Source organism: Streptomyces sp. NPDC041135 (genome assembly GCF_055592085.1).
The window spans coordinates 82,056-94,333 of record NZ_JBVIYZ010000020.1 but is presented as its reverse complement, the minus strand read 5'-3'; the positions used below and the strand labels follow the sequence as shown (position 1 = coordinate 94,333).

The 12,278-nt window shown below is 69.7% G+C and carries 10 protein-coding genes and 1 pseudogene; 7 read left to right on the top strand and 4 right to left on the bottom strand.

Going from position 1 to position 12,278, the window contains the following annotated elements; genetic code table 11:
* Positions 1-134: 134 nt before the first annotated feature.
* Positions 135-713, bottom strand: a complete 579-nt coding sequence (locus ACZ6CZ_RS30560; protein WP_468858942.1) for a carboxymuconolactone decarboxylase family protein — start codon at positions 711-713, stop codon at positions 135-137.
* Between the two features lie 362 nt (positions 714-1,075).
* On the opposite strand from ACZ6CZ_RS30560, the gene ACZ6CZ_RS30555 reads away from it, so the two are divergent.
* Entirely contained in the window at positions 1,076-1,885 is an 810-nt protein-coding gene (locus tag ACZ6CZ_RS30555) for a hypothetical protein (protein ID WP_381115547.1), read from the top strand.
* 134 nt (positions 1,886-2,019) lie between these two features.
* Positions 2,020-2,451 carry a DUF6009 family protein gene (locus ACZ6CZ_RS30550; protein ID WP_242435353.1) on the top strand — a complete coding sequence of 144 codons (432 nt, stop codon included), beginning with the start codon at positions 2,020-2,022 and terminating at the stop codon, positions 2,449-2,451.
* Positions 2,452-2,475: 24 nt separating this feature from the next.
* On the opposite strand, the pseudogene ACZ6CZ_RS30545 reads toward ACZ6CZ_RS30550, so the two are convergent.
* Positions 2,476-3,633, bottom strand: a pseudogene (locus ACZ6CZ_RS30545) (DNA primase family protein); the annotation flags it as partial.
* A 1,544-nt stretch (positions 3,634-5,177) separates the two neighbouring features.
* Between ACZ6CZ_RS30545 and ACZ6CZ_RS30540 the strand changes: the two are divergent.
* Entirely contained in the window at positions 5,178-6,365 is a 1,188-nt protein-coding gene (locus ACZ6CZ_RS30540; protein WP_145801125.1) for an IS701 family transposase, read from the top strand.
* A gap of 77 nt (positions 6,366-6,442) precedes the next feature.
* Here the strand turns inward: ACZ6CZ_RS30540 and ACZ6CZ_RS30535 are convergent, their stop codons facing one another.
* A complete protein-coding gene (locus ACZ6CZ_RS30535; protein ID WP_469027533.1) occupies positions 6,443-6,922 on the bottom strand; it encodes a hypothetical protein in 480 nt (159 codons plus the stop codon).
* Between the two features lie 4 nt (positions 6,923-6,926).
* Positions 6,927-7,490 (bottom strand): hypothetical protein, encoded by a 564-nt coding sequence (locus tag ACZ6CZ_RS30530; protein WP_331720938.1) that lies wholly within the window; start codon positions 7,488-7,490, stop codon positions 6,927-6,929.
* Positions 7,491-7,636: 146 nt separating this feature from the next.
* Between ACZ6CZ_RS30530 and ACZ6CZ_RS30525 the strand changes: the two genes are divergently transcribed.
* From ACZ6CZ_RS30525 to ACZ6CZ_RS30510, 4 genes are all read left to right on the top strand, one after another.
* Positions 7,637-8,080, top strand: a complete 444-nt coding sequence (locus tag ACZ6CZ_RS30525) for a winged helix-turn-helix transcriptional regulator (RefSeq protein ID WP_073771990.1) — start codon at positions 7,637-7,639, stop codon at positions 8,078-8,080.
* 208 nt (positions 8,081-8,288) lie between these two features.
* The gene (locus ACZ6CZ_RS30520) at positions 8,289-9,269 is read left to right on the top strand and encodes a DUF1702 family protein (RefSeq protein WP_073771989.1); all 981 of its coding nucleotides are present in this window, start codon (positions 8,289-8,291) and stop codon (positions 9,267-9,269) included.
* 101 nt (positions 9,270-9,370) lie between these two features.
* Entirely contained in the window at positions 9,371-10,351 is a 981-nt protein-coding gene (locus ACZ6CZ_RS30515; protein ID WP_073771999.1) for a DUF1702 family protein, read from the top strand.
* Positions 10,348-12,276 (top strand): CRTAC1 family protein, encoded by a 1,929-nt coding sequence (locus tag ACZ6CZ_RS30510; RefSeq protein WP_079190688.1) that lies wholly within the window; start codon positions 10,348-10,350, stop codon positions 12,274-12,276. Before ACZ6CZ_RS30515 ends, ACZ6CZ_RS30510 begins: the two co-directional genes overlap by 4 nt.
* Positions 12,277-12,278: the final 2 nt, after the last annotated feature.

Below are 12,278 nucleotides of genomic sequence, written 5' to 3'. Positions count from 1 at the left end.
GCCGTCGACCCCACCACCCTCACCCCCCGCGCCAAAGGCCACAAAACCGAACGCTCCGAAGGCGGACCCCTCTCCCACCCCCACCACCACCCGGGCACGCCCGTGCCGGGGTGATGAGGCAGTGGCGGCTCGTTTCAGCCGGTGAGGGCGTTGCCGGCCAGGGTGTCCTTCTGTTCGCCCGCTGTGGCATAGCCGTCGGTGACGATGCGGTCCGCGGCCTGGGCGTAGTAGTCGTCCTGCGTAGGGATGTCGGTCGCCAGGCAGCTGACGTAGCGGTTGTACATGCAGAAGGCGGCGGCGATCAGCACGGTGTCGTGGATGTCGCTGTCCTCGGCGCCCGCGGCGCGGGCGGCCGCCACTGCCTCGTCGGTGACGGGGCGCGCCGCCGCCTGGACTTCGGCGGCGATGGCCAGCAGGGCGCGCAGCCGGGGGGAGACCGGGGCGTCCTGCGGTGCGATGAGGACGGCGGCCACCGCCTCGGGGCCCCCGTCCAACTGGGCTGCCGCCGCGGCCCCGTGGGTTCCGGCGCAGAACGGTGTCTCGTTCAGGCGGGAGACATAGGCGGCGATCAGCTCCCGTTCGCCCCGGCTCAGGGAGGCGGGGGCACGCAGCAGGACGTTGGCGAGGTGGTTGAGCGGTGCGGCGGTGTCGGGCCGGAGGAACATCAGCCCCCGGATACCGGGGTGGTCATTGCCGATGGCTATGTGCGGCACGGGGCTCCTCGGATGCGCGCGGGCGAAGACGCCTTCATGTTCACCGGGGGAGCATCCTCGCTCAACTCCCTTCGTGCGCTTGTGTGTCGGGATCCGGTGTGGCATCGGCCCGTTCTCGGTTCCGTGCTTCGGGCGAGCATTCTGGGAGATGGGTCCGCCCGGCGCCGCTTCTACGCTGTGAACTTTCCGGCAGCCGTGGAGGGGGACCTGTTGTGGCAGGCATCGCTGAGTCAGCGGCGCGGGAGCGGAGAGGGGCGGCGGAGGGGCCGGCGGTCCGGCGGCGCGGGTTGCTGCTTCTGCTGAGTGCGTTCGCCGGGTTCGTGCTGACCGTCGTCTGGTCGGCGGAGTTCGTGGACCAGGTCGTGGGCGGCACGATCGCGACGTCGTTGCTCGGACATGATCCGGAGGCGTCGGCGTTGACGTCGGTGGTGTCCGGGACGGTCTTCGCCTTCGTCTCCGGTCTGGCCGGGACCTTCACCGCGTGCAACATCGCGGTGTTCGGTTCGGTCGCCCCGATGCTGGGAAGCGTGAACAGCCGGGCGGGCCGGGCGGTGCGGGCCCTTCAGCCGCTGGGATGGCTGTTCCTCGGCATGGCCGCGGTCTCGGTGACGTACGGGGCGGTGGTCGGTCTGGTGGGGACGTCGATGCCCCAGTTCTCCCAGGCGCAGCCGGTCGCGGGGGAGTTGTCGGGGCGGACGGTGCAGTCGATGGTCACGTTCGGGGTGATCGGGCTGGCGATGTTCTGGCTGGGGCTGAGTGCGCTGGGGTACACCCGTGATCCGTTCGCGAAGGCGTCCCGTCGCTTTCCGCAGGCTCAGACGGTGTTCATGGGGGTCCTGGTCGGGGGGTTCCTGGTGGGGCGGCCGTATCCGCTGTTCCGGCAGCTCTTCCGCGACGCGGCGCAGAGCGGCAACCCTCTTTACGGGGCGTCGGCCTTCCTGTTGCAGTCGATCGGCAACGTGCTGGTCATCGCGGTGGTCTTCTTCCTGTTGGCGTACTTCGCGGGCGGGCGGGCGGCTGCCTGGATGACGGCGGATCCCGGTCGGATGGCGGCCGTGACCGCGGTGACCCTGATCGTGGCGGGTGTCTTCACGTTCCTGTACTGGGACGTCAGGATCCTCGCGCGCCGGGAGGTCATCCCGTGGTATCCGATCGCTCCGTGGGCCGCTTGAGATCCTGGGCCCGTGCCGGAGGGAGGATGCCATACCCCCGCGCCGGGCCGTTGCGGTATCCGACTTTAGGCTGCTCATGGCCGCGGGCCCGGTGCACAGTGTCCAGTAGCGGCTGTGGTCGAGGAGGAGGCGGAGTGAGTGCTCTGATCGACGGGGACGAGATCAGTGAGGAAACGGAGCTGGTCTGGCTGGAAGACATCTCGATCCTGGACTACGTACGACAGAGCCTGGACCGACTGCCCAACCGACGCGGAAAACCCGCCTACCACCGCGACGGCCGCATGGTCGGATACGCCGTACTCCACCCCCGAGCCCGCCCCTCACGCTCCTCCGGCACCTTCCGCCGACGCGTCTTCTGGCTCCTGCCCCACGACCGCGACACCGCACCCCAAGGCCTCTACGCCACCGGCGCACCCGCAGAAGCCGTCGACCCCACCACCCTCACCCCCCGCGCCAAAGGCCACAAAACCGAACGCTCCGAAGGCGGACCCCTCTCCCACCCCCACCACCACCCGGGGGTCGGTCCTCCGAACGGTTCCGGTTCGCGTTCGACGCCTCCGTCCTGATCACGGCGTGGTCTCGTGGTGGGTGAGGAAGCGGCCGGTGTGGTCTTCGGTTTCGGCGTAGGCGGTGGTGGCGATGCGGACGGTTTCGGGTCCGGTGAGGTCGCGGGGGCCGTTGAGGTAGTGGTGGGCTCCGGTGATGAGCCAGTTGAGGATGCCGGGGCCTTCTTCGGTGACGAGGATGTCGGCGAGGTTGTCGATCTTCTGGTGGTCGGAGACGACGCGGTCGAAGGGGATCAGGCGCATCCGGCGCCAGAAGGCGTAGCCGCCGGTGCCGACTTGGGGGCGGTGGTTGCCCAGGAGCCAGAGTTTGTGGGTGGGGGCGAAGGAGAAGAAGTCCTGGCGCATCCGGCGTGCTTTGATGCGGTCGCCGCCGGTCAGGAGTTTCACCCGGGACTCGTCGAACCGGTCGCCGGGCTTGACCTCGGAACACACGATCACGCGGCGGCCGTGGAGCTCGGCGAGGTCGGTGGGGTGTCCCTCGAAGGGACGGGCCATCAGGAAACCGGGCGGCGCGGCGTCCGCGTAATCGCCCAGGAGCTTGATCAGGACATCGAGCAGCACGGACTTGCCGTTCTTGCCCGAGCCGAAGAGGAACGGCATGACCTGCGCCCCCACGTCCCCCGTCAGGGAGTAGCCGAGCAGGAGATGCAGGAACCGGATCATCTCCCTGCCCCGGTCGTCGTCCCCGAACGTGTCGGTCAGGAAGAGGTCCCAGCGCGGGGTCGGCATCTGCCGGGGGCCGATCGAGGTCGAACGGGAATGGAAGTCCCGGTCCGGGTCCGGGGCCCGCAGCACCCCCGACCGCAGGTCCACCACCCCCGCCGGCGTGCACAGCATGTACGGGTCCGCGTCCAGCGCTCCCGCGCTCAGCACCATCCCCGGAGCCGATCTCGCCTGCGCCAGCAGCGCGTTGATCCCCGACGTGCTCAGCGCACGCCGCCGGTGCTTGCGCAGCGCCGCGTCGGAATACACCCCCCGCGGATCGGTGACGGCGATACTCTCCGCCATCTCACCCGCCGCCCACAACACGGTGTCGTCCTCATCGCTCTGCCACCGCGTGCCGTCCCACCGATACCACCCCAACCCCGTCACATGCCGGTAATCCTGCGCGTACAACCGCACGAACAGCTTCGCGTTCCCCCGATCCGTCAACGAATCAGGTAACAAACCCACCCCCAACACCCGCTGGAGGGCTTTGCGCCCGGCCCGGAGGCGTCTGCTTCCGCGTACCGGTGCGGTGCCGGTGCTCCGGCCGGCGTCGGTGTTCCGGTGGTCGGGAAGGCGGATGGGTCGGGGTCGGGCGGTGTCAGGTGATGGTTCCGAGGGGAGTCCGCAGGGGTCGACCGTGGTGGCGGGCGCGGTGTTCGAGCGCTGGTGACCTGCGGAGCCGGCTCCCTCAGCCACGGGCTCTCCTGACCGTCGGTGGATACGAGAAGGGCTGAGCCGCGCACGTCCTGCGCGCGTAGGGGCGGCGGTGGGCGGTGTGTGTAGCGGGCAGACCGGCTCCCGCCCCTCAGAACCGTTCGTTCTGCCTGCCGCCGTCGAGGGCGGCAGGCTCCGGGGCGGGGGGGCGCAGTTCCGCGGGGCCGTCCCTGGGGGCCGGGCGGTCGGCCGCGATGGGCTGCGGCCCCGGGGGGCGGGTCGAGGCGTCGCTTTCGGCTGAACTCATCACGTGTGCACTTCCCGGATCATCGAAGCTGACCGTGTTGCGTGACCGAACGTGCGGAGGCGCCTCCGAGGAACGCCTTCGATGCATCATAAGAATGATTCTTTTTTTGTCTATGTGAGGTAAAAAATTTTGGCCGATTCGCCCCGACACATGCCGTGTTCTGCAGGAGCGCGCACGGCGGGCGCGGGCCGGGCCCGTCTGTCGGGGGTCCGCAGGGGAGGAGGTGTACAGCGGACGGCGTCCCGGCCTTTGATGATTTTCTGCCGAAAGACTCCAGCCATTCACTCATCGCCCGCTAAGGTCATGCTCCGGCGACTTGGCGACCGGGGTCACGTCCGCGCCGCCGACGGGGACGTGCGGGGAGGTATGCATGGGCGCGGTGACGGGTGGGCCACGGCAGGCGGAGCGATGCGCGGACGCGGGAGCGTCCGCGGTGTCCGTCCGTTCTTCGCCGGCGATGCCGCCGAGCCGGTGGCCGAAGGCGACCGTGCGGTCCGATCCTCTTCCGGCCCCCGGGAGGGACGTCAGCCGGGGACGGGCCGGTCCGCGGCTGCCGTCATGACCGACTCTCGGTTGCCGTAGGCCCGTTGCACCAGTTCACCGGGGGCGGGCAGCCGGCTCTGCGTCGATGCCGGGCTTCCCGGGGCGCTCCCGTTCCAGCTGTAGGGCTCGAACCGCGCGGGGCGGAACGCCGGGCCATGCTCCGTGTACGTGCCGCCCGATCCTGTTTTACCATGTCCTCTCCGAGATCGTCGGCGTGGCGACGCATCGTGCGCATTCTCCATGCCTACGGGGTTTCGGGGGCCATCGCGAGGGGGCGGTCGGCGGCATCCAAGCTTCGGCGGAATCGCGACCGGGGAGCAACCACGGATCGGCCAAGTAGGTAAAAGGCTTGGTCAAGCGGGGACGGGGCATCGGCGATCGTCGGATCCAGCAGGATTGGACGTCCGTTGTCCGGTCTCCAGCCGACGGGAGCGCCCTCTCCCGTGAAAAGACGATATTGCTGGCTACGCTATCGCGGCGCTCGATCGGTTGCCCAGGAGAAGGGAAACGAGCCATGGCGGCACACGACGTGGGGCACGCGCACCTGCCGGTCTCCGTACTTGCCGATCAGATCTTCGGGCACCTGCCGAGGGCCGATCAGAGGGCGTGGGCCCAGGCGTATCTGACGGGCCTGCTGACCACCGACGGCAAGAAGTCGATCAAGCGGATGGCCGCCACCGTCTCGCGCTCGCCCACCGCGTCGCAGTCGATGCACCAGTTCCTCAACGCCAGCCCCTGGGACTGGGTTCCGGCGCGGGTCGAGCTGATGCGGTGGGTCGAGCAGCAGCTCGATCCGCGTGCCTGGGTCCTGTCGGTGGCGGTATTACGCAAGCGGGGTGACCACTCCTGCGGTGTGCACCGGCGCTTCGTCCCCGCGACCGGACGCTCCGTCAACTGCCAGCTCGCGGTGGGAGCGTTCCTCGCCACCGGTGCGGAGGCCGTGCCCGTCCACTGGGGGCTGCTGCTGCCGGGCGCCTGGGTCGAGGACCATGCGCGCCGCGCGCGGGCCCGTATTCCCGAGTCGGTGGGCCAGCGCACCGTCGAACAGCACGCACTCGACCTCGTCGACGCGCTGTGCGGGAGCACCCAGCTCAGCCCCCGGCCGGTGGTGGCGGACCTGGGCCATCACTCGGGGGTCATCTCGCTGGTGCGTGGACTCAGCGCCAGGGGACGCGAGTTCGTCGTGTCGCTGCCCGGTCGGACCCCGGTGGTGCCGGTCGGCAGGACGACGGCGCGCGGCGCGTACGCCTCGAACCTGCCCGCCGCCGTGGAGGCACAGCGCCTGTTCGGCCTCAAGCACGGCAGCCATCTCAGACCCGGTGTCCACGACGGTCCCGGCGGGGCGGATCGCACCGCCACGATGACCACGCTGGTACGGCTGCCGCAGGTGCGGCTGGCCCGTCACACGCCGCACGCCACCTATCGGATCTTCGGCGTTCCGTCGTACGCGGGGCCCCGCTCGTCGCGGATCTGGCTGACCAACATGACGCAGCGGCGGACCGACGAGCTGCTCGCGCTGGCCGGGCTCCAGCACCGGGCGGGCACCGCGGTGCAGACGCTGGAGGACGACTTCGGACTGCTCGACTTCGAAGGGCGGTCCTTTCCCGGCTGGCACCATCACATGACGCTGGTGTCGGCGGCGTCGGCGTACAACTTGCTGGAGCTGTCCGGCCGCCGGCCGGGGGCCCTGGAAGAGAGCTGAGCGGCACGTCCCGTGCGGGACCTCGAGGAGAAGCGGGCGGGCCCCGACCCGCCCGCTCGTGTTCCCCGGTCGGGTGTTCAGGCCGTCGCTGCCAAGACGTTCGGCGGCGGGGGCGGGGGCGGGGGTGGTGGTGGAGGCATCAGGTGGCGGCGGGCGACGGCCACCAGCAGGACGTAGGAGAGGGCGGCCAGCCCCACCGTGATGATCCAGGTATGCGATCCGGCCGGATCGTAGACCCGCCCCGCGTTGCCCACGTCCACCGCCGGCGCGCTCTGGCCGGCCTCGAAGGCGCCGCGGCCGCTCCCGTACAGCTTGACGCTCCCGAGCTCCACGGAGCCGTCGGTGGAGCGGAACGTCCCCAGCCACTCGCAGGTGGTGTGCCCGGCGTGTCCGGCGCACACCAGACGCACGGCGGTGAAGGTGCCCCGCGGCCCGTCCGCCGTGGCGGTCCTGGCCGCGTCGCCCAGGCCCGGCACCGTCAGCCAGAACAGCAGGACCCCGGCCAGCAGGAGCAGCAGGGAGACGAACCCCGAGGGCCTTGCGCCGCGCGTCGCCACAGGGTCAGCCCTTCGGGGCGCAGCCGCACCGCGCGTCGGCGTTGTCCGGCCGGCCCGCCCGGGTGTGCAGGTACATCGCGACCACCATGGGCACCGTCACCAGGGTGTTGTAGAAGAGGTGCAGCTCCACCCGGGGCATGACCAGCTGGATCAGACTGGTGGGCGCCGCCCTGCCCAGCAGGTGGGCCCCCGCGAGCACCTGCACCAGGAGCAGCAGGTGCTCCAGGTGGTGCCACACCTGGATGCCGAGGGAGGCCTTCCACCAGGTGGCCGAGCGGCCGGTGAAGCCCGGCCGCAGGAGGAACAGGCCCACCATCATCACCAGGGCGTAGCCGTAGTGCATCCACTCCGAGGTGACCAGCCAGGGGAACGGCATCCCCAGCACCCCGCGCGCCTGCGGGATGGGCCAGCCCATGACGTAGATCTGGTAGGCCTGGACCAGGTGCTCCGCCCAGTGCGCCACAACGATGAACAAGAACACACGCAGGCCGAGTTGGTGGTGACGGGTGTTGACGGCGTCGAGCCCGCCACGAAAGGTGAGAGGTGACGTTCCGGTACTGATGGCCATGCCTGACCTCCACGGTCTGGGTGGGAGGGGAACAATCGCTCATCACACCAGTCCTCACACACGCGAGCCTCTTCCAACGTGCTCTCTTTCCTGTCACCTGACCGTCCCGTGGGTCCTGTGAAGCAACCCGAACGGTACGGTCGGGCATGCTGCCACGGACGTACGAAGGACAGGACTGCTCGCTGGCCCGTTCCCTGGAGGTGATCGGGGAGCGCTGGAACCTGCTGATCGTCCGCTCCGCCCTGCTGGGCGTCGGACGGTACGACGAGTTCCTGCGCCAGATGCCGATCTCCCGGAACGTGTTGGCCGACCGGCTCGGCCGCCTCGTCGATCTGGGCGTCATGCGGCGGGTCGTGTACCAGGAGAAGCCGGTACGCCACGAGTACCCGCTCACGCCCATGGGCCGTGAACTCACCGTCGCCGTGGTCGCGCTGATGCAGTGGGGCGACCGGAACCTTCCCGCGGAGCTGGGGCCGCCCCGCCAGGCGCAGCACGTCGGGTGCGACGGCGGCGTGCGGGTGCGGCTGGACTGCACATCCTGTGGGCGCGACGTCCACGAGGACGAGGTGGCGGTGCGCCGGATGCGCTGATCCCGGGCCGGCGCCGAGCGTGCTGATCGGGGCCCGCGAGGGCGGGCCCGCATGCCGCACGACATGAGTTGCTGACGCGTTCATCTACACCCAAACCCCTTATGGCACAAGGGTGTTGCGCATTTGCGAAGATGCCCTGATCTTTGCAGCGAGCCGACCATGAGGCCCTTCGCCACCCCCCTGGTGGCCGGTCGAGGGAGGCACACGCGTGGCATCGGCGACGGGATCTCTGCGCAGACTTCTCATGGCTCCGTCCCTGTTCGACGTGAGCTTCGCGGGCCGGGGGTTCCCGGTGGCCGAGACCGCCGCGACCCGCCAGCTGGAGACCATCCCCCAGACGGTGGTGACCGGTTTCGAGTGGGGCATCGAGTCGAAGAGCCTGTGGGAGACCGAGCGACGGCTCTCCCTGGTCGACGAGGAGCTGCGGGGCTTCGCCTACGAGGGCGCGACCATGGCCTCGGTGATCCGGGACTCGATGCCCGGCCGGGGGGGCCGCACCGCGGAACTGCTCCAGGGGACCGGACGCGGCCACATCTTCCTCAACTACATCGGCATCGGGTTCGCGATGGCCAAGCTGCCGAGGCCGCTGTGGAAGAAGGTCATGCCCGCGCTCGACGGCGAGGACTTCTACCCGCCGATGAGCTGGCTCGCGGTGGACGGGTACGGCTTCGACCGCGCCTACTTCGACCCGAAGCGCTGGGTGGACGGCCAGCGCCTGGACACCCCGTACGCCTGGGAGGGCCGGCCCGACTACTTCCAGCGGGCGGTGGACCAGGGCATCGGGCGCGCCCTGTGGTTCATCCACGGCGCCCGGGTGGAGGCCGTGTGCGCCGCGGTCGACCGGTTCGCCTCCGAGCGCAGGCCGGACCTGTGGGCGGGCGTCGGGCTCGCGGCCACGTTCGCCGGGTGTTCCACCGCGGCCGAACTGGACGCGCTGCGCGCCCGGTCGGGCGAACTGGCCGGGCATGTCGCCCAGGGCGCCGTCTTCGCCGCGAAGGCGCGCCACTTCTCCAAGACCGTTCCCGAGCACACCCGGACCGCGCTGCACGCGCTGGCCGGCCTCACCGTCGAGTCCGCCGCCGGCCTGGCCGACGACGCCGCGCCCCCCTCGGGCGCCGGCGACGGTGTTCCCAGCTATGAGATCTGGCGCAGATCGGTCCGTGAAAAGCTTCCGGTGAATTCCCCTTGAGCATTTCCGGAGTAGACATTCGGGCACCCCAATTGAATATGTTCGGCTGAACGAATAGGAATGTCAGGCAAAAGAATCGAGGGGCGGTCTTCCTGGTGTCCATGTTGCGTGCGCTGAGGCGCCGAGTTCTCACTCCCAATGTTCGGGAAACACGGCTGGAAACACGGGGCTTCCACATCAAGGACGCGGAGGCCAAGCACCAGTTGGAGACGGTCGGGACGAGCTTCCTGCAGGGGTACGCGTACGCGGTCGAGGCGCGTTCGGCGAACCAGGCCGTGGACTGGCTGGAGACTGTGCCCCGGGCCTTTCGCGGGTTCGCCTACGAGGGCGCCGGCATGGGCGCCGTCATGCTCGACTCCCTCACCGGGGGCAGCCGGAGGCTGACCGGGATCCTGGAGGGCGAGGGCCGGCGGCACAACTACATGATCTACGTCGGCATCGGGTGGGCGATGGCCCGGCTCCCCAAATTCCTGTGGCCCGACGTGACCGCGACCGACCCGGTGCTGCGCTGGCTGATCCTGGACGGGTACGGCTTCCACCAGGCGTACTTCAAGACGGACTCCTACGTCCGCGACCCCGCCGCCGAGCATCCCTTCACCTGGAAGGGCGGCCCGGACGCCTACAGTGCGCGCGCCATCGACCAGGGCATCGGGCGGGCCATGTGGTTCGTCGGGGGCACCGATCCCGACGTCGTGGCCGACCTCATCGGCGCGTTCCCCGAGCACCGCCACGCCGACCTCTACGCGGGCGCCGGGCTGGCCTGCACCTACGCGGGAAGCGTGGACGGGGACGAGCTGCGGCGCTTCGCCAAGCACGCGGGCGACCACCTGCCCAGCCTCGTACAGGGTTCCGCGTTCGCCTGCGAGGCGCGGGAGCGGGCGGGGACGACGATCGCCCACACGCACCTGGCCGCCCAGATCCTGTGCGGCGGGCGGACCCCGGCGGAGGCCGCGCGGGTGTGCACCGACGCGCGGCCCGCCACCTGCGCCGGCGGGGAGACCCCGGCCTTCGAGATCTGGCGGCGGCAGGTCGCCGCCACCATCAGTTCTGTTCCCCACACGCAGAAGGGCGCCGTCGCATGACACATCCAATTTCCTGGCTGCGGAAGCAGGCTCCGGGGGTCGTCGCACTCGCTGTCATGGTCGGCACTTTCTACGCGGTGAAGCCGTCGGAGTCCAGCGCCGCCGAGAAAAGGGAAATGGCGGAGAGTTTCGCTTTCGAGCCGATGGCGATATCCATGCCGGGCGGTTACAAGAAGCAGAGCGTCCGTAAAGTGAACAAGGCCTACAAGCACATCGAGGCGTGGATCTCCTCGGTCGGCGCCGGGGTCGCCATGAACGACATCGACGGGGACGGCCTGCCCAACGACCTCTGCATCACCGATCCGCAGATCGACCAGGCCGTCGTCACGCCCGCCCCGGCGCCCGGCCGCAAGAGCGCCTCGTACGCCCCCTTCGTGCTCGACCCGGCCCCGCTGCCCAAGAGCGACATCATGGCGCCGATCGGCTGTGTCCCCGGGGACTTCAACGAGGACGGCGCGATGGACCTGCTCGTCTACTACTGGGGCCGCACCCCGGTGATCTTCCAGGCGAAGAAGGAACCCGGCAAGGACACCACGACGATGGACCCGAAGTGCTTCGAGCCCGTCGAACTGGTCCCCGGCAGCAGTGGCAGCACCTACAAGGGGCCCCTGTGGAACTCCAACGCCGCGACCGTCGCCGACTTCGACGGTGACGGGCACAACGACATCTACATCGGGAACTACTTCCCCAACAGCCCCGTCCTGGACGACAGCGTGCACGGCGGCGTGACGATGAACGACTCGCTCTCGCACGCCCAGAACGGCGGCGGCGGCCACTTCTTCCGCTGGACCCCCTCCGGTTTCGAGGAGATCAAGAACGTCCTGCCGAAGGGCATCGACCGGGGCTGGACCCTGGCCGTCTCGGCCACCGACCTGGACGGCGACCAGCGCCCCGAGATGTACCTGGCGCACGACTTCGGGACCTCGGCCCTGCTGTACAACAGGTCGACCCCCGGCACGTTCAAGTTCAGCGAGGTCAAGGCCGTCCACACCGCGACCACTCCGAAGTCCAAGGAGATGGGCCGCAGCTCCTTCAAGGGCATGGGCGTCGACTTCGGCGATCTGGACAACGACGGCCTGTACGACGCCTTCGTCTCCAACATCACCACGTCCTTCGGCATCCAGGAGTCGAACTTCGCCTTCGTCGCGACCGCGCGTGACAAGGCGGACCTGCGGGCCAAGTTCCGTGACGGCGTCGCTCCGTACAAGGACGAGAGCTCGCCCCTCAACCTCGCCTGGTCCGGCTGGGGCTGGGACGTGAAGATGGGCGACTTCGACAACAACGGCGTCCAGGAGATCACCCAGGCGGTCGGCTTCGTCAAGGGCAAGCGCAACCGCTGGGCGCAGCTCCAGGAGCTCGCCACCGCCAACGACTCCCTTGTCAAGCACCCCCGCTTCTGGCCCCGGGTGGAGGAGGGCGACGACCTCGCCGGCGACCAGCACCTGCGCTTCTTCGTCCAGGACAAGGACGGCGAGGCCTACAGCGACCTGTCCAAACAGCTCGGTCTGGCCGTGCCCGTGCCCAGCCGTGGCATCGCCACCGGCGACGCCGACGGGGACGGCCGCCTGGACATGGTGGTGGCCCGGCAGTGGGAGGACCCGGTCTTCTACTGCAACATGAGCCCGGAGACCGGCGACCACCTCAACCTCAGTCTCACCGACGCGGCCGGGTCGCCCGTGATCGGCGCACAGGTCGCCGTGACCCTGTCCGACGGCAGTACCCGCCTGGGCCGGGTCGACGGCGGCAGCGGCCACTCCGGCAAGCGCAGCCAGGACGTGCACATCGGGCTCGGCCACGAGGTCGACGGCCCGGTGCAGACCCGTCTGACCTGGCGTGACCGCACCGGGCAGGTGCGCAACAAGGACCTCCAGCTGGCTCCCGGCAGGCACTCGCTGGAACTCGGCGCCGACGTGAAGGAGAAGTGACC

Coding starts and splice junctions, on each gene's coding strand:
- ACZ6CZ_RS30540 (WP_145801125.1), top strand. CDS start 5,178: ATGGCGGCACACGACGTGGGGCACGCGCACCTGCCGGTCTCCGTACTT.
- ACZ6CZ_RS30530 (WP_331720938.1), bottom strand. CDS start 7,490: ATGGCCATCAGTACCGGAACGTCACCTCTCACCTTTCGTGGCGGGCTC.
- ACZ6CZ_RS30525 (WP_073771990.1), top strand. CDS start 7,637: ATGCTGCCACGGACGTACGAAGGACAGGACTGCTCGCTGGCCCGTTCC.
- ACZ6CZ_RS30515 (WP_073771999.1), top strand. CDS start 9,371: ATGTTGCGTGCGCTGAGGCGCCGAGTTCTCACTCCCAATGTTCGGGAA.
- ACZ6CZ_RS30510 (WP_079190688.1), top strand. CDS start 10,348: ATGACACATCCAATTTCCTGGCTGCGGAAGCAGGCTCCGGGGGTCGTC.